The sequence below is a fragment of the Undibacterium sp. YM2 genome, from assembly GCF_009937975.1.
GTDB lineage: Bacteria > Pseudomonadota > Gammaproteobacteria > Burkholderiales > Burkholderiaceae_D > Undibacterium.
The window spans coordinates 2730462-2746298 of the sequence record NZ_AP018441.1; the positions used below are offsets into that span (position 1 = coordinate 2730462).

Genomic DNA, 15837 nt, shown 5'->3' on the forward strand with positions numbered 1-15837 from the left:
ATCGGGAGGAGGAGCTGGCGATGAAAATTTCAAAAATCACAGAGGGTGATGTTGTTAAAACGTAACGGTAGCATTTGCCGGGATTTGCCATCCTTTCATTTCAAAAGATGGCAAATCTCATGTAAGCACCTTACAGACTTAATTCCAATACCTGACGGCTGACATCCAGCGTCACATCACGTTTCTCACCCAGGCTGACCATGCGATGGGTTTCCAGTGCTGACAGGATAGGTGCAATATCGTCGCTGCCGAGTTGATAATCGCTGAGACGGGTTTTGACACCCATTTGCTCAAAGTAATCCTGCATGCGGCTGATGGCCGTTTCTATGCGGCTGTCTTCGTCTCCATCGCGCAAGCCCCAGACGCGTTCGGCAAATTGCAGCAGCTTTGCCCGTTTACCTTCCTTGCGCACGCGCAGCATGCTAGGCAGCACGATGGCCAGGGTTTGAGCGTGATCAATGTTATGCAAGGCGGTCAGTTCGTGACCTATCATATGCGTGGCCCAGTCTTGCGGCACGCCGGTCGAGATCAGGCCATTCAGGGCCATGGTGGCGCACCACATCAGATTGGCGCGCACATCGTAATCTTCTGGATTCGCCAGGGCCTTCGGGCCTTCTTCTATCAGTGTCAGCAACAAGCCTTCAGCAAACCGGTCTTGCACTGGTGAATTCACCGGGTAGGTCAGGTACTGTTCCATTATGTGGACAAAGGCATCAACGGCACCATTGCCTATCTGGCGCACTGGCAAAGTGTAAGTTTTAGTCGGGTCCAGTACCGAGAATTGCGGGAAGCAATGACGGCTGGAGAAAGCCATTTTTGCCTTGATGGATTTGCGGGTGACGACGCCGCCGTTATTCATTTCAGAGCCGGTGGCAGGCAAGGTCAGTACGCTGCCAAATGGCATTGCCTTGGTCACATTATTGCCGCGTTTTTCCATGATGACCCAGGGGTCATCACCCTCAAACAAGGCTGCAGCAGCGATGAATTTGGTGCCGTCAATGACAGAGCCGCCGCCAACTGCAAGCAAAAAATCTATCTTGTTTTGCTTGATGAGTTCGACAGCCTTCATCAGGGTTTCATAGCTGGGATTTGGTTCTATGCCAGTAAATTCTGTCACCTGGCGCGTGCCAAGTGCCGCGATGACTTCATCATAAACGCCATTTTGTTTGATGCTGCCACCACCATACAGCATCAATACATGGGCTTCAGCCGGGATGACTTTGTTCAGGTCGGCTATGCGTCCTTTGCCAAACAGGATTTGTGTGGGGTTATAAAAATCAAAATTCAGCATGTGCATTTCTCCAGAAAAAAGACATCTTAGCGCAAATAGAAAAAATCGACCGGTCGTGCACTTTTTAATTGCTCAAGAATAAGAAAACCGTCGGTTTCTTATGAAAATCAGGGCCTTGTTGCTTGCTTAAATTGGCTTTCCACTCAGCCGCAGTTTTGGTTTGTAGCGATTCTGTATTGAGGCTCAAATCCGTTGCTACGCATATCAGCGTAGTTGGGTGGCAGTGATTACTCAAGGCTTCCAGCATGGCTGCATTGCGATAAGGGGTTTCTATGAGCAATTGCGTTTGTTTTTCTTTTTTTGATCGCTCTTCGAGTTCTTTGATGCGCTTTGCACGCAACGCAGCATCTGTCGGCAAATAGCCGTGAAAGGCAAAGCTTTGCCCATTCAGGCCGCTACCCATCAAGGCCAGCAGCAAGGAAGAGGGGCCAACCAGTGGGCGCACCTTAATATTGCGCTGATGAGCAAGTCTGACCAGGTTGGCGCCAGGATCAGCAACGGCAGGCACACCAGCTTCAGATATCAAACCCACGTCCTGACCTTGCAGCAGCGGTTGCAACAGGCCCTCCAGCGCTTGTGCAGGTGTGTTGATATTCAACTCGCTGATCTGGATTTCCTGCATGGCTTTTTGCAGGGGGTGTGCCTGCGACAGGTATTTCAGATAAGCGCGTGTGGTTTTTGCATTTTCAGCAATGAAGTGACTGAGTTCCGCCGTCATTTTTTGTACGGTATCAGGGATGATGCTGGCAAGTAAATTAACTTGCTGATCTTCGTTCAGACCCAGGGTATTTGGGATTAGATAAAGCGTGCCTGTCATGGGTTTTAATTTTTTATTTTATTAAATGGATGAAGCGACAAATTCAAAGATTGAAAAAGCTCAGACCGGTATTGCGCAACATGCTGGTCAGAGCAATAAGCGGCAGGCCAGTTAATGCGGTGGGATCGTCACTTTTGATGCTTTCTATGATGGCAATGCCCAGTCCTTCATTCTTGGCGCTGCCTGCGCAATCATAAGGTTGTTCTATGCGTAAGTAGGCCTCGAGTTCAACATCGCTTAAGTCCCTGAACCTGACCATCGTGCACACGTCTTGAATTTGTAAAGGAAAGGCTGCCTGTTGACGGTTGTCCAGGACGCACAAGGCGGTATGAAATGCTACATCCCGCCCGCGCATGAGCTGTAACTGCGCTAAAGCGGCTTCATGATTGCCGGGCTTGCCAATTTGCAGGCCATCCAGTGTTGCGACCTGGTCTGAACCTATAATAATGGCCTCTGGCTGACTTTTGGCTATCACCTCAGCCTTTTGTTGCGCCAGTCGCAGAGCTGTTTGTTCGGGGCTTTCTCCGGGTGCAGGGCTTTCGTCGAGTTCAGGTGCTATACTTTCGAAATCGAATTGCAGTCTGGATAATAATTCGCGGCGGTAAACAGAGCTGGATGCCAGTATCAGCCTGGCGGCTTGCATTTTTCTTTGCATTGTGAAAATATTTCCCGTGATTTTCATCGTCATGGCGTGAAAAAATCACGCCAATTCTTTGACTACTTAGGTGTAATCCTGTTATTATCGCAGGTTTTCTGGGTTCAAATAATCCTATGCAAGTATTTGTGATTGACGCTTTCACGTTCTCCCGGCTCGAAGAGCAGCGTTCGGGAAGCATTTTAGTCGCAGATTTGCCTCGCCTGTCAGAAGAAAGTGCAAGCACCGAAGGTGCCTTGAACTGGTCTCTGCAAGGTGGTAAAGACAAGCTGGGTCATGCACAGTTGGAGTTATCTGTGAATGGCACGGTACAGTTGATGTGTCAGCGCTGTTTGACGCCGTTTGCATTTGATATTGACTCTGAATCCATATTGATACTCGCCAAAAACGAAGAAAATGCTGATGAAATTGAAGCATTGCTCGAAGATGACGAGGTCGATGTTGTAGTGGGTAGCAAAACATTCAATGTCATGGATTTGATAGAGGATGAGGTGCTGCTGGCAATACCCCAATCGCCCAAACATGCAGTATGCCCGGATTTACCGTTGGCTTCAGCAGATACTACTGCAGCGATTGACGCGGAAGTCGGCAAAAAAGAATCACCTTTTGCCGTGCTGAAGAAAATTAATGGGCGTACCTAGTGGCATTATTCTGAAAAAACACTCAGGTCGAAGTATTGTTAGGGATTCTTGGTTGGCGATGTTCGCATTCTTCAACCAGGTGTGTTAAATTTTAGAAACATTTTTTGAAGTATTAGGAGTTATCATGGCAGTTCAACAAAACAAAAAGTCCCCATCCAAGCGTGGCATGCACCGTTCCCACGATTTCCTGGTTGCACCACAACTGGGTATCGAGCCAACAACTGGTGAAACACATCTGCGTCACCACATCAGCCCTAACGGCTTTTACCGTGGTCGTAAAGTATTGAAAACCAAGAACGACGAGTAATCCCTGTTCCTGGTGAAAAAGCGGCGTGACGAGTCCCTGACTTGCCGCCGCTTTTTTGCGTTAACTTTCCTGTGCTTTCTTGAGTAGAGCATACTTGCAGAATTAGACAGGCGTCTAATTTGCTTTTTGATTGAATTGTTGGTGGTGAGTCTTTGGATTTTTGAGATAATCCTGCTTTTGCAAGAATTAATTCGGGGTGATGTCTGTCCCGGTTTGATACACTAGCTGTTTCGGATTGAAGTTTCGTATCACTACATGACAATTAAAATTTCCATAGACTGCATGGGCGGAGATCATGGCCCTGCGGTTACAGTGGCAGCAGCAGTTGCTTTTGCCAATCGCGAACCTGATGTCGAATTTCTCCTGGTGGGTTCTGAGCCCGTTATACAGGCCGAGCTGAAAAAGCTTCATGCCAGTGGGCATGCACGTTTGAAAATTATCAATGCCACAGAAGTGGTGGAGATGGATGATCCGATAGAGGTTGCCTTGCGCCGCAAGAAAGATTCCTCCATGCGCGTCGCCATCAGCCAGGTCAAAGAAGGGGCTGCGCAAGCTTGCGTTTCTGCCGGTAATACCGGGGCATTGATGGCCGTTTCCCGTTACGTGTTGAAAACCATGTCGGGTGTGGACCGCCCGGCAATTTGCAGCATTTTGCCGAACCAAAAAAATCTTCCCACCTACATGCTTGACCTTGGGGCAAATGTCGATTGCGAACCTTTGCATCTGCACCAGTTCGCCATCATGGGTTCTGCCCTGGTATCTGCACTGGAAGGTAAAGATAAACCGAGCATAGGCCTGTTGAATGTCGGGGAGGAAGATATCAAGGGCAATGATGTTGTCAAGAAAACGGCGCAATTATTGCGTGCTGACCATGAACGTGGTCTGTTGAATTTTTATGGCAATGTCGAAGGTAATAACATTTTTGAAGGCACGACCGATATTGTTGTCTGCGACGGTTTTGTCGGTAATGTCACCCTGAAAGCCGCTGAGGGTATGGGGCGCTTTGTGAAAATCACCCTGACGGCTGCTTTCAAGAGTAATCCACTGAATATTCTGGGAGCCATCTTTGCGCGCGGCGCCTTGAAATCCATTTCGCGCACGATGAACCCATCCAACTACAATGGCGGCAGTTTGCTGGGCTTGCGCGGCCTGGTATTTAAGAGCCACGGTAGTGCAGACAAGTATAGTTATGAGTGGGCAATACAGCGCGCATTCGATGCTGCGAAAAATGATGTATTGTCACGCATTGCGACTTCAATGGCGAAACTGATGCCAATGGCAGATGCTGACGCAGTTGCTGAGGTGGTCGCTCCGGACAACAATGAACTCTTGGTACAGAAAACCGCATGACTTTCTATAGCAAAATTATAGGGACGGGCAGTTATTTGCCTCCCAAAAAAGTAAGCAATCAGGAATTAACGGATCAACTGGCGGCGAAGGGAATCGAAACTTCGGACGAATGGATATTTTCCCGCAGTGGGATTTCTTTCCGTCATTATGCTGAGCCTTCTGTTGCAACCAGTGATATGGCAGTGGAAGCTGCAAAGCGTGCGCTTGATGCTGCAAAGATGCAGGCCAGCGATATTGACCTGATCGTGTTGGCTACTTCAACCCCTGATTTTCTCGGCGGCTTCCCTAGTACTGCATGCGTAGTGCAAAACAAGCTGGGTATCACGAATGGCGGCGCGGCTGTTGATGTGCAGGCGGTATGTAGTGGCTTCATGTATGCCATGTCTATCGCTGATAGCATGATCAAGGCTGGCAACCATAAAAACGTGCTGGTGATCGGTGCTGAGGTATTTTCCCGTATCCTGAATTTTGAAGATCGCACTACCTGCGTACTGTTTGGTGATGGCGCTGGTGCGATCGTCATGTCCCGCTCAGAAGAGCCGGGGGTGCTCGCCACCAAATTGCATGCTGATGGCAGCTATGCCAATATTTTATGTGTGCCAGGCAATGTGCAGAGTGGTGTAGTTGAGGGTAGCGCATTTTTGTATATGGATGGTCAGGCTGTCTTTAAACTGGCGGTTAATTTGCTGGAAAAAGTCGCCAATGAAGCACTGGAAATCGCAGGCCTGACGACAGACCAGATCGACTGGCTGATACCGCACCAGGCGAACATACGCATCATGCAAAGCACCGCAAAAAAAATGCGCATGCCTATGGATAGGGTGGTGGTCACGGTTGATCAGCATGGTAATACCTCTGCCGCGTCGATACCGCTGGCACTGGATCTGGCGGTGCGTGATGGCCGGGTCAAGCCTGGTCATACAGTGATGCTGGAAGGTGTAGGTGGTGGTTTTACCTGGGGCGCGGCCATCGTAAAGATTTGAGTGTCCCGGAACGAGAGTTGGGCAACCAATAATAAACATTAGAGATAAGAAATGACGCAATTTGCATTTGTATTCCCTGGGCAGGGTTCGCAAGCGATAGGCATGTTGAATGGCTTTGCTGATAATCCTGTCGTGCAGCAAACCATTGCTGAAGCATCTGATGCGCTGCAACTGGATTTGGGCAAGATGATTAATGAAGGTCCAAAAGAAGCGCTGGATCTGACCACTAATACCCAGCCTGTCATGCTGACAGCGGCCGTGGCTTGCTATCGCGCCTGGATTGCTGCTGGTGGAGCAGCTCCCAGGCTGGTGGCCGGACATAGTCTGGGCGAGTATTCCGCGTTAGTCGCTGCCGGTGTTATCGCGTTCAAGGATGCGGTACCTATGGTGCGTTTCCGTGCGCAAGCCATGCAAGATGCTGTGCCAGTGGGGCAGGGCGGCATGGCCGCTATTCTGGGCTTGTCAGATGAGGAGGTGCTGGCAGCTTGTGCAGAGGCAGTGGTTGCCATACCAGGGGAAGTGGTTGAGGCCGTCAATTTCAATGCGCCAGCGCAAGTTGTCATTGCCGGCAGTAAAGCTGGTGTAGATCGCGCTTGTGAAATTGCCAAGGCAAAAGGGGCCAAGCGTGCCTTGCCTTTGTCGGTGTCGGCGCCGTTTCACTCATCCTTGCTCAAGCCTGCATCGGATAAGTTGAGTGAGTATCTGGCTGGCATTCAGTTTTCTGCACCGGCAATCCCATTGATTAATAATGTTGATGTTGCAATCGTGAATGATGTCGCAGCCATCAAGGATGCATTGGTCAGGCAGGCGGCGCTTCCGGTGCGTTGGGTGGAAACTATTAACAAGATGCATGCTGATGGCATTAGCCATGTGATTGAGTGTGGTCCGGGCAAGGTCTTGACTGGCCTGACCAAGCGCATTCAGGGCGAATTGACAGGTGATACTGTATTTGATCAGGCAAGTTTGGAAAAAGTATTGGAACTCTTGAAATGACACAACAATTGGAAAATCAGGTGGCATTGGTCACTGGAGCATCCCGTGGTATTGGTAAGGCAATTGCCATTGGCCTTGCCAAGGCTGGCGCCAAAGTCATAGGCACGGCAACGACAGAATCAGGTGCCGCGGCAATTACCGCTTATCTGGAAGAAGTGGCTCCAGGTGCTGGTAAGGGTGTTGCGTTCAATGTCAATGACGTAGAGCGCGCAAATGGCTTGGTAGATGAAATCCAGAAGGAATTTGGCAGCCTCTCCATCCTGGTTAATAACGCTGGCATTACCCAGGATCAATTGGCCATGCGCATGAAGGAAGAGGAGTGGGATAGTGTTATCTCTACCAACCTGACTTCTGTTGCGCGTTTGTCGCGTGCAGTATTGCGCGGCATGATGAAGGCCAAACATGGCCGTATCATCAATATTACCTCGGTGGTGGGCTCTTCTGGCAATCCTGGGCAAATGAACTATGCTGCTGCCAAAGCAGGAGTGGCTGGTATGAGTCGCGCTCTGGCAAGAGAAATCGGCAGCCGCAATATTACCGTTAACTGTATTGCTCCCGGCTTTATCGATACTGACATGACCCGGGCTTTGAATGACGACCAGAAAGCCGCAATTTTGCAGCAAATTCCACTCGCCAAACTCGGCCGGCCGGAAGATATTGCAGCGGCAACCGTGTTTTTGGCATCGCCAGATGCAGGATATATCACTGGCACGACATTGCATGTGAATGGTGGGATGTACCTCGCCTAATCATTTTGTTGATTTTTATAGGCAACTTCGACGAAAATAGCAGGAGTTGTTGCCGAGGATCAGAGGCTTGCTTTTTTTGCTCACAAACCTGCTAAAATGCGCGCACTTTCTGTAGGCCCTTATTTTTTTGATTTTTTCACTGGAGACACACATGTCCGATATCGAACAACGCGTTAAGAAAATCGTCGCTGAACAACTGGGCGTCGCTGAAGCTGACATCAAAATCGAATCTTCTTTCGTAGATGATTTGGGTGCAGACTCTTTGGACACAGTTGAACTGGTGATGGCACTCGAAGACGAATTCGAAATGGAAATCCCTGACGAACAAGCAGAGAAAATCACTACTGTTCAGCAAGCGATTGACTACGCTAAAGCCCATTTGAAGGCTTAATAGTCAAACTTTTTCAAATCCAGGAGAAACGCTTGAGTCGTTCGCTTAAACGTCGAGTCGTTGTAACCGGGCTCGGTTGTATTTCGCCAGTTGGCAATACCGTTGCAGATGCCTGGAGTGCCATCACTTCAGGTAAATCCGGCATCGCAACGATTACCAAATTTGATGCAACTCCTTTCACTACGCATTTTGCAGGCGAGGTGAAGGGCTTTAATGTCGAGGATTATATTCCGGCAAAAGAAGCGCGCAATATGGACACCTTTATCCACTACGGCATTGCTGCAGGGATGCAGGCGTTTCAAGACTCTGGTCTTGCTGTCACCGAAGAAAATGCAGAACGTATTGGTGTCATCGTAGGTTCCGGTATTGGCGGTTTGCCGTTGATTGAGGAAACCAAGGAAACACTGATGGCGCGTGGACCACGCCGCATCAGTCCTTTCTTTGTTCCAGCCTCGATCATCAATATGATTTCTGGCAATCTGTCGATCAAGTATGGCTTGAAGGGACCAAATCTTTCCATAGTCACGGCTTGTACGACTGGTCTGCATTGCATAGGTTCTGCGGCGCGCATGATTGAGTACGGCGATGCTGACGTAATGATTGCCGGTGGTGCCGAATCAACGATTTCTCCTCTGGGTCTGGGTGGTTTTGCTTCGGCAAGAGCACTCTCTACCAGGAATGACGATCCTGCTACAGCATCTCGTCCGTGGGATAAGGACCGTGACGGCTTTGTCCTGGGTGAGGGGGCTGGCGTCATGGTGCTCGAAGAATACGAGCATGCCAAGGCGCGCGGGGCGAGGATATATGCTGAAGTCATAGGCTTTGGCATGAGTGGTGATGCTTATCACATCACGACGCCGACCATGGATGGTCCACGCCGCAGCATGATCAATGCCATGAAAGATGCCGAGATTAACCCCGAGCAAATCAGCTATCTGAATGCTCACGGTACATCCACATCCATTGGTGATCAGAACGAAACGGACGCAATCAAGGCTACCTTTGCCGACCATGCATACAAAATGACCATCAATTCGACCAAGTCGATGACAGGGCATTTGCTGGGCGGTGCTGGCGGTCTGGAATCCTTGTTCACGGTTCTTGCTCTGCACAACCAGGTTTCACCACCGACCATGAATATCATTAATCAGGATCCTGCTTGTGATCTCGATTATTGTGCAAATGTTGCACGTGATATGCGCATAGATTATGCGATGAAAAATTCGTTCGGCTTCGGTGGAACGAATGGCACGTTGATATTTGCAAAAGTCTGATTTTAAATAATTAGCCTTGGCACTTCATTTCTGATGGAATGAAGTGCCATTTTTTTTGCCATGACGATAGCGCTACATATAATCACCCGCGCTTCACGCACGCTACTAACGGCATGTTTTTGCATGCTGGCATTGGTGCATCTGAGTATCTGGCTTTTATTTAGCTACAAGACGATGTCGTTCGTGTTTATTTGCATGATTGTCGCCAGTTCATTTTGCGGCAACTGCTATCTTGTTTTCAAATATTGGCAGCGTGTGCAACAAAGCCGGCAACTGAGTATTTCTGCGACGGGGGACATCGTATTGCACCTATTGCTCGAAAAAGAAGTGCACAAGGACGTGCAGGGGAGGGAGGTTGGGCCGCTGACGGGGTTGAATGTGCGTTTAAGTCACAAAACCCGTATTTGGCCATACTTTTTATCAATTTTTTTGCTCGATGAAGCTGGCAAGGAACATAAGTTGCTTATACTGCCAGATTCATTGAGCCCTGCTGCATTCCAGGCATTAAGAGTGAGCTTGATATGGATTAGTCAACATCAGGCGAGTTGACGTGAATTTTACTTCTGCTGAGGAACTTTTAGGAATCATGCGGACTCTGACAGTATATAAATCGCGTATGTTGACGGTAATAACATGCATTTGGGACGGGCTTTTCTCTTCCCATGCAAATCTAGGAATGAATGAGTGACGACAGAACGCGAAATTGATCAGCTATTGGTTGAGCGCGTCCAGCGTGGTGACAAAAAAGCATTCGAGCTTCTGGTTTCCAAATATCAAAGGAAATTAATGCGGCTCGTGTCCCGGCTCGTCTATGACCACGCAGAAGCGGAAGATGTAGTGCAGGAAGCATTTATCAAGGCGTACAGAGCATTACCGAATTTTCGTGGTGAATCGGCTTTTTATACCTGGTTGTACCGTATTGGAGTAAATACGGCGAAAAATCACCTGGTTACGCAAGGACGCAGAGCCCCCACGTCGACAGAATCTGATGTGGATGAAGCGGAGTCCTTTGTTGATGCAGATGGATTGAGAGATATTAATACGCCGGAATCCTTGTTGGCGAGCAAACAGATAGCTGAGACTGTGAATTCGGCCATGTCCACTCTGCCGGAAGAATTGCGTAATGCAATCACCCTGCGGGAGATAGAAGGCTTGAGCTACGATGAAATCGCAGAAGTCATGCTATGTCCCATAGGGACAGTCAGAAGCAGAATATTCAGGGCGCGAGAAGCGATAGCAGAAAAATTGCGACCCTTGTTGGGTACGACACTGGAACAACGCTGGTAAAGCATGGGTCAAAGTCTGTATCCAAATGAAAAGCAGTACAAACGAATTTAAAAATAGTGGTAAAAGGTGAAAATGATGAACAAAAGCACAAATCAACACGAGAGCATTTCAGCCATGGCAGATGGCGAATTGAGTGATGCTCAGCTGGATTCCCTGCTTGCGAGTTTAAATGAAGCAGAAAGCAAGGATGCATGGGAAATTTATCACCAGATCGGCGATGTGCTGCGTTCAGAAGAATTGGCGGTCACTTTTAGTGCTGATTTCTCTCAGCGGTTTTCTGCAAAATTGAATGCTGAGCCTGTCATCCTGGCACCAAGCACCATGCAAAAAACAGACTCTCAGGACAAGCAAAGAAAACACAAGTTCTTGGGCGCTTATGCAGCCGTGGCCAGTATGGCGGCCGCTGCCGTGTTTGCTTTTATCATGATCCCGCAATTGCAGTCTTTCCAGACTAAGCCTGACGCTGCGAGTCAGATCAGCAGCAGAGCGGTAACCCCGGGTAGTGTCCAGTTAGCCAATCATAGCGGCAACCAGAGCGGCAATACCCTGGCTGCAAATGAGCAGACCAGACAGCCTGCCCAGCTCGCACAAGGCAGCGATAAAAAAGTCGCAGAACTGGATATGTTGCGGGACCCCAGAATTGACAGCTATCTGATGGCACATCAGCGTTTTTCTCCTGCCATCAATAACGGAGCGCAATACGTTACACACGCTAACGCTGTTTCATCTGCTTCGGAAAAATAAATATGATGTGCGTATGGCGTTTTAACATCGCATTGGCTGGGTCCGCGTGCCTGCTGGGTTTATTGGCACCAGCCATGGCACAGGACACGATAGACGATAAGCGTGAAGTGCATAGTGTATTGCGTAAAATGCAGGCTTCTGCGCAAAAAATGAATTATTCAGGTACTTTTGTTTATCAACAGGCCAATCAAATCCGAACCTCCAGAATCACGCATGTTCTTGATGGAAATAATGAACTGGAAAAACTGGAAATTCTGGATGGTCAACCCCGTGAGTATTTGCGAAAAAACGAAGAAGTAACCTGCTATCTCCCTGACAGCAAAACCTTGCAGGTGGAGAAAAATGCAACACAAGAAGTATTCCCTGCCTTGCTGACCTCGAATGCGCAATCCCTCCCAGAATCTTACGCAATAAAAAAAGCCGATCTCAGCCGCGTGGCAGGTATTGATTGCCAGACATACTTGCTGGACCCCCGTGATGGCTTTCGCTATGGTTATCGACTCTGCGTAGAAAAAAATTCTGGCTTGCTGCTGCGTGCGCAAACGGTCAATACCAAAAATGAAGTCATAGAGCAAATCGCGTTCACTCAGTTGACTATTGGCGACATCGATAAGCAGAGGGTAAGACCTACCTTTCAAAATACTGCACAGTGGCAGGTTGAAAATCTGACGGTGCAGTCCAATATTCACTCAGGTTGGGTTGTTAAATCCCTGCCAGCCGGTTTCAAGAAAACCCGCGAGATGAAACGGTTGATCCCCGCTGCCGGGAATGCAAAAAACAGCGATGGAACAGCGATCAAATCGCATCAGGTAGTGCAAATGATTTTTTCTGATGGACTGGCAGCGATTTCTGTTTTTATTGAACCGGATAGCGAAAACCGTACTGAAGGCAGTTTGCAGCAAGGGGCGATGACCATCATGGGCAAGCGCCATGCGGAATACTGGCTCACAGTCGTGGGTGAAGTACCCGCCAGCGCGATCCGGCAAGTGATGAACTCAATTGAATTTAAACCTAAATAAGCGAATGACACCATGAAAGCGAATAAACTTTTTCCAATTGAAAAAATTGCTTCCACCCTGGTCCTGAGTGCCTGCGTGGGTTTTATAGCACCGACCGCAATCAATGCCAACCCTGTTGCAGAAGCCGCTTCCACAGTTGGCTTGCCTGACTTTACCGAACTGGTCGAGAAATCTGGTCCGGCTGTCGTAAATATCAGGACCACAGAAAAAGTTCAGTTAAACCAGAATGGCATGAGCGCTGAAGATGAGCAGATGCAGGAATTTTTCCGCCGCTTCTTTGGTACGCCTATGCCAACCCCAAAACAACAGCCCACGCCCAAAGGCCGTAAAACACCTCAACAACAAGAGGAAGAAGTTCCGCGCGGCGTTGGCTCTGGCTTCATCATTTCCCAGGATGGCTATGTGCTGACCAATGCTCATGTGGTCGATGGAGCATCTGAAGTCTATGTCAAGCTGACAGACAAGCGCGAATTCAAGGCTAAAGTTATTGGTGCGGACCGTCGTACCGATGTGGCCGTCTTGAAAATTGAAGGCAGCAAATTACCCCGCGTCACCATCGGTGACTCAGACAAGATCAAGGCCGGTGAATGGGTAATCGCCATAGGCTCCCCTTTTGATCTCGACAATACCGTGACCGCCGGCATTATTTCTGCCAAGGCGCGCGACACTGGTGATTACCTGCCTTTGATACAAACTGACGTCGCAGTCAATCCAGGTAACTCTGGCGGCCCCTTGATCAATATGCGCGGTGAAGTGATAGGCGTGAATTCGCAAATCTATAGCCGCTCTGGCGGCTATATGGGCATTTCATTTGCGATTCCCATAGACGAGGCCATGCGTGTTGTTGAACAGCTTAAATCTGCAGGTAAAGTAGTGCGTGGTTATCTCGGTGTAGAACGTATTGATGTAACCAAGGAAATTGCGGATGGTTTGGGTCTGGCAAAAGCGCAGGGTGCACAGATACAACGTGTCATGCCTGGTTCTCCTGCTGAGAAGGCGGGTATTGAGCCAGGGGATGTGATTCAAAAAGTAAACGGTATTGTCATTGACAAGGCAGTGGACTTGAATCGTATCGTCGGCGACATCAAACCTGGTGGCAAGGCAACAGTGACGGTATGGCGCCGAGGCGGCGTAAAAGATATAGTCGTTACTGTCGCCGAAGCAGATGCAGAAAAAGCACCGGCAAAAACTGGAAAGCAAAAGGCCGAACCTGCTTCGAATGTATTTGGATTGACAGTGACCGACCTGACTGAAGCCCAGAAGCGTGATGCGCATGTCAGTGGTGGCGTGATACTGGAAGGTGCCGAAGGCGGTGCAGCCCGTGCAGGCCTGCAAGCCGGCGATATCATCACACGTATCTTCAATGCAGATATCAAGGATGCCAAGGAATTCGCCGCTGTTATGGCAAAAGTTGATCAAAAGAAACCAGTATTGCTACTGGTCAAACGTGGCGACGTATCTAAATTCGTTGCGGTACGTCCGACCAATCAATAAGCTTTTCAAGTAAAGTGAGGGCCACCTGCATTGCGGGTGGCCTTTTTTCTTTTGTAGGTCTGATATTGGCGACTTATAATACAGACATGGAGAATGCATTACTCGCATGATGTTAGCAATCTCAACCACTTTAGGCAGGAATGATGATTCAATTTACCCTTTATTCACGCAGTTATTGTCATCTCTGCGATGACATGCTTGAGCAACTGCAAGCCTATAGCCCTGAATATGGTTTTACCGTCAAGGTGGTCGATGTCGATCAGGATGATGAGGTACTGGCCTTGTATGACGAGCTGGTGCCCGTACTGGTAGGCCAAAAAGAGGGGCAGAGTCAGCAAAGAATTTGTCACTACTATCTTGACCCCGCAGCACTGAAAGCCTTTTTCCATGCATGACCTGACACCTGGTTTATCTCTGTTTGATTATGAAAATGAAGTGATTTGCGGTGTGGATGAAGCAGGCAGGGGGCCATTAGCCGGACCTGTCATGGCCGCAGCAGTGATCCTTGACCCGAATAGGCCCATTGCAGGCTTGCGTGACTCAAAAAAACTCAGCGAAGCAAAGCGCGAGTTGCTGGCGATAGAGATCAAGGAACACGCCCTGGCCTGGTGTGTTGCCGAATGTTCTGAACAGGAAATTGATGAACTCAATATACTGCAGGCCACCATGCAGGCCATGCGCCGTGCAGTTGAAGGTTTGTCTGTCACACCGACACTGGCACTGATTGATGGCAATCGTTGCCCGGTAATGTCTATTGCTTCGGAAGCCATCGTCAAGGGCGATGACAAGGTAGCAGCAATATCGGCTGCATCCATACTCGCAAAAACTGCCCGTGACCATGCCTTGATGCAATTACATGAAACCTACCCACAGTACGCGCTTGATCAGCACAAGGGCTATCCTACGGCCTTGCATCTTGAGCGTTTGCGCGAGCATGGTGTATCACCGATACACAGAAAATCTTACGCGCCTGTCAAAGCTTTACTCAAATAAATGAAATCGATTACTTCCCGCGATAATCCTCTGTACAAGGAATTCAAACAGCTTGCCACCAGTTCGCAGGCAAGGCGCAAGGCCGGCCGCACCTTGCTCGATGGCGTGCATCTGTGCGAAGCTTATTTTCAGCATCTTGGTGCACCAGAGTATTGCATCGTTGCAGAAAGCAGCCTGCATCATGCAGAGGTGGCAGCAGTGCTGGCGCAAAGCGAGCAACAGAGAACACAATGCATTTGCCTGCCAGATGCCTTGTACAAGGCGCTAAGCCAGGTTGAGCACGGGGTGGGTGTGATGTTTATCATTACTACGCCTGCGCCTGAATTTCCAAACGATTTGGCTTCATCTTCCGTGGTGCTGGACAATTTGCAGGACCCTGGCAACCTCGGTTCTATCCTGCGCAGCGCGGCGGCGGCAGGCATAAAAAATGTATTTTGCAGTCCGGGCACTGCATTTGCCTGGTCGCCCAAAGTCATGCGCGCAGGCATGGGGGCACATTTTTTACTGAATATTTTTGAAAATGTCGATTTGCCAGCACTATTGAGAAATACCACTATCCCGGTGTTGGCGACTAGTTCGCACACCAGGCAAACCATTTATCAAAGCAACTTGAATCAGGAAGTGGTTTGGCTATTTGGTCACGAGGGACAGGGTGTTTCACCAGAATTGATGTCCATGGCCACCAGTACAGTGACCATACCCCAGCAAGCGGCGATAGAATCATTGAATGTGGCTGCCAGCGCTGCCATCTGTTTTTTTGAACAAGTACGGCAGCAACTGGATGCAAAAACTGAGAGGCTGCCGCAAAATTGACCTGGCGTTGTTGCGCCGCCTTGCCGTACTAAAGTA

Annotated in this window: 19 protein-coding genes; 16 read left to right on the forward strand and 3 right to left on the reverse strand. The window is 49.1% G+C overall.

The genetic code is table 11. From position 1 onward, the window contains the following. Nucleotides 1-130 precede the first annotated feature (130 nt). From UNDYM_RS12420 to UNDYM_RS12430, 3 genes are all read right to left on the reverse strand, one after another. Nucleotides 131-1291 carry an iron-containing alcohol dehydrogenase gene (locus UNDYM_RS12420; protein ID WP_162041308.1) on the reverse strand — a complete coding sequence of 387 codons (1161 nt, stop codon included), beginning with the start codon at nucleotides 1289-1291 and terminating at the stop codon, nucleotides 131-133. Nucleotides 1292-1355: 64 nt separating this feature from the next. Further along, nucleotides 1356-2108 (reverse strand): SAM-dependent methyltransferase, encoded by a 753-nt coding sequence (locus tag UNDYM_RS12425; RefSeq protein WP_162041309.1) that lies wholly within the window; start codon nucleotides 2106-2108, stop codon nucleotides 1356-1358. A gap of 43 nt (nucleotides 2109-2151) precedes the next feature. Continuing rightward, nucleotides 2152-2763, reverse strand: coding sequence for a Maf-like protein (locus UNDYM_RS12430; RefSeq protein WP_232064039.1), 612 nt, complete (start codon nucleotides 2761-2763; stop codon nucleotides 2152-2154). A 116-nt stretch (nucleotides 2764-2879) separates the two neighbouring features. Between UNDYM_RS12430 and UNDYM_RS12435 the strand changes: the two genes are divergently transcribed. From UNDYM_RS12435 to UNDYM_RS12510, 16 genes are all read left to right on the forward strand, one after another. Then, nucleotides 2880-3404, forward strand: a complete 525-nt coding sequence (locus UNDYM_RS12435) for a DUF177 domain-containing protein (RefSeq protein ID WP_174244938.1) — start codon at nucleotides 2880-2882, stop codon at nucleotides 3402-3404. Nucleotides 3405-3528: 124 nt separating this feature from the next. Continuing rightward, entirely contained in the window at nucleotides 3529-3711 is a 183-nt protein-coding gene (gene rpmF / locus UNDYM_RS12440; RefSeq protein WP_008449924.1) for a 50S ribosomal protein L32, read from the forward strand. Between the two features lie 255 nt (nucleotides 3712-3966). Then, a complete protein-coding gene (gene plsX / locus UNDYM_RS12445) occupies nucleotides 3967-5061 on the forward strand; it encodes a phosphate acyltransferase PlsX (protein WP_162041310.1) in 1095 nt (364 codons plus the stop codon). Next, nucleotides 5058-6044: a beta-ketoacyl-ACP synthase III gene (locus UNDYM_RS12450; protein WP_162041311.1), complete on the forward strand. Its 987-nt coding sequence runs from the start codon at nucleotides 5058-5060 to the stop codon at nucleotides 6042-6044. The genes plsX and UNDYM_RS12450 overlap by 4 nt, the downstream gene beginning before the upstream one ends. Nucleotides 6045-6095: 51 nt before the next feature. After that, nucleotides 6096-7037: an ACP S-malonyltransferase gene (gene fabD / locus UNDYM_RS12455; RefSeq protein ID WP_162041312.1), complete on the forward strand. Its 942-nt coding sequence runs from the start codon at nucleotides 6096-6098 to the stop codon at nucleotides 7035-7037. Beyond that, nucleotides 7034-7786 (forward strand): 3-oxoacyl-ACP reductase FabG, encoded by a 753-nt coding sequence (fabG, locus tag UNDYM_RS12460; RefSeq protein ID WP_162041313.1) that lies wholly within the window; start codon nucleotides 7034-7036, stop codon nucleotides 7784-7786. The genes fabD and fabG overlap by 4 nt, the downstream gene beginning before the upstream one ends. A gap of 151 nt (nucleotides 7787-7937) precedes the next feature. Beyond that, nucleotides 7938-8177 (forward strand): acyl carrier protein, encoded by a 240-nt coding sequence (gene acpP / locus UNDYM_RS12465; protein WP_110253556.1) that lies wholly within the window; start codon nucleotides 7938-7940, stop codon nucleotides 8175-8177. 32 nt (nucleotides 8178-8209) lie between these two features. Continuing rightward, a complete protein-coding gene (fabF, locus tag UNDYM_RS12470; RefSeq protein WP_162041314.1) occupies nucleotides 8210-9451 on the forward strand; it encodes a beta-ketoacyl-ACP synthase II in 1242 nt (413 codons plus the stop codon). 60 nt (nucleotides 9452-9511) lie between these two features. Continuing rightward, nucleotides 9512-10000: a protein YgfX gene (locus tag UNDYM_RS12475; RefSeq protein WP_370529468.1), complete on the forward strand. Its 489-nt coding sequence runs from the start codon at nucleotides 9512-9514 to the stop codon at nucleotides 9998-10000. Nucleotides 10001-10135: 135 nt separating this feature from the next. After that, the gene (gene rpoE, locus UNDYM_RS12480; RefSeq protein ID WP_162041316.1) at nucleotides 10136-10738 is read left to right on the forward strand and encodes an RNA polymerase sigma factor RpoE; all 603 of its coding nucleotides are present in this window, start codon (nucleotides 10136-10138) and stop codon (nucleotides 10736-10738) included. Between the two features lie 75 nt (nucleotides 10739-10813). Beyond that, a complete protein-coding gene (locus tag UNDYM_RS12485) occupies nucleotides 10814-11482 on the forward strand; it encodes a sigma-E factor negative regulatory protein (RefSeq protein WP_162041317.1) in 669 nt (222 codons plus the stop codon). Nucleotides 11483-11484: 2 nt separating this feature from the next. Beyond that, nucleotides 11485-12501, forward strand: coding sequence for a MucB/RseB C-terminal domain-containing protein (locus UNDYM_RS12490; protein ID WP_162041318.1), 1017 nt, complete (start codon nucleotides 11485-11487; stop codon nucleotides 12499-12501). Between the two features lie 12 nt (nucleotides 12502-12513). Further along, nucleotides 12514-13995 carry a DegQ family serine endoprotease gene (locus UNDYM_RS12495; protein WP_162041319.1) on the forward strand — a complete coding sequence of 494 codons (1482 nt, stop codon included), beginning with the start codon at nucleotides 12514-12516 and terminating at the stop codon, nucleotides 13993-13995. A 143-nt stretch (nucleotides 13996-14138) separates the two neighbouring features. Beyond that, a complete protein-coding gene (locus UNDYM_RS12500) occupies nucleotides 14139-14390 on the forward strand; it encodes a glutaredoxin family protein (RefSeq protein WP_162041320.1) in 252 nt (83 codons plus the stop codon). Further along, a complete protein-coding gene (rnhB, locus tag UNDYM_RS12505; RefSeq protein WP_162041321.1) occupies nucleotides 14383-14988 on the forward strand; it encodes a ribonuclease HII in 606 nt (201 codons plus the stop codon). Before UNDYM_RS12500 ends, rnhB begins: the two co-directional genes overlap by 8 nt. Continuing rightward, nucleotides 14989-15801: an RNA methyltransferase gene (locus UNDYM_RS12510; RefSeq protein ID WP_162041322.1), complete on the forward strand. Its 813-nt coding sequence runs from the start codon at nucleotides 14989-14991 to the stop codon at nucleotides 15799-15801. Nucleotides 15802-15837: the final 36 nt, after the last annotated feature.

Coding starts and splice junctions, on each gene's coding strand:
- UNDYM_RS12420 (WP_162041308.1), bottom strand. CDS start 1,291: ATGCTGAATTTTGATTTTTATAACCCCACACAAATCCTGTTTGGCAAA.
- UNDYM_RS12425 (WP_162041309.1), bottom strand. CDS start 2,108: ATGACAGGCACGCTTTATCTAATCCCAAATACCCTGGGTCTGAACGAA.
- UNDYM_RS12430 (WP_232064039.1), bottom strand. CDS start 2,763: ATGCAAAGAAAAATGCAAGCCGCCAGGCTGATACTGGCATCCAGCTCT.
- UNDYM_RS12435 (WP_174244938.1), top strand. CDS start 2,880: ATGCAAGTATTTGTGATTGACGCTTTCACGTTCTCCCGGCTCGAAGAG.
- rpmF (WP_008449924.1), top strand. CDS start 3,529: ATGGCAGTTCAACAAAACAAAAAGTCCCCATCCAAGCGTGGCATGCAC.
- plsX (WP_162041310.1), top strand. CDS start 3,967: ATGACAATTAAAATTTCCATAGACTGCATGGGCGGAGATCATGGCCCT.
- UNDYM_RS12450 (WP_162041311.1), top strand. CDS start 5,058: ATGACTTTCTATAGCAAAATTATAGGGACGGGCAGTTATTTGCCTCCC.
- fabD (WP_162041312.1), top strand. CDS start 6,096: ATGACGCAATTTGCATTTGTATTCCCTGGGCAGGGTTCGCAAGCGATA.
- fabG (WP_162041313.1), top strand. CDS start 7,034: ATGACACAACAATTGGAAAATCAGGTGGCATTGGTCACTGGAGCATCC.
- acpP (WP_110253556.1), top strand. CDS start 7,938: ATGTCCGATATCGAACAACGCGTTAAGAAAATCGTCGCTGAACAACTG.
- UNDYM_RS12475 (WP_370529468.1), top strand. CDS start 9,512: ATGACGATAGCGCTACATATAATCACCCGCGCTTCACGCACGCTACTA.
- UNDYM_RS12485 (WP_162041317.1), top strand. CDS start 10,814: ATGAACAAAAGCACAAATCAACACGAGAGCATTTCAGCCATGGCAGAT.
- UNDYM_RS12490 (WP_162041318.1), top strand. CDS start 11,485: ATGATGTGCGTATGGCGTTTTAACATCGCATTGGCTGGGTCCGCGTGC.
- UNDYM_RS12495 (WP_162041319.1), top strand. CDS start 12,514: ATGAAAGCGAATAAACTTTTTCCAATTGAAAAAATTGCTTCCACCCTG.
- UNDYM_RS12500 (WP_162041320.1), top strand. CDS start 14,139: ATGATTCAATTTACCCTTTATTCACGCAGTTATTGTCATCTCTGCGAT.
- rnhB (WP_162041321.1), top strand. CDS start 14,383: ATGCATGACCTGACACCTGGTTTATCTCTGTTTGATTATGAAAATGAA.
- UNDYM_RS12510 (WP_162041322.1), top strand. CDS start 14,989: ATGAAATCGATTACTTCCCGCGATAATCCTCTGTACAAGGAATTCAAA.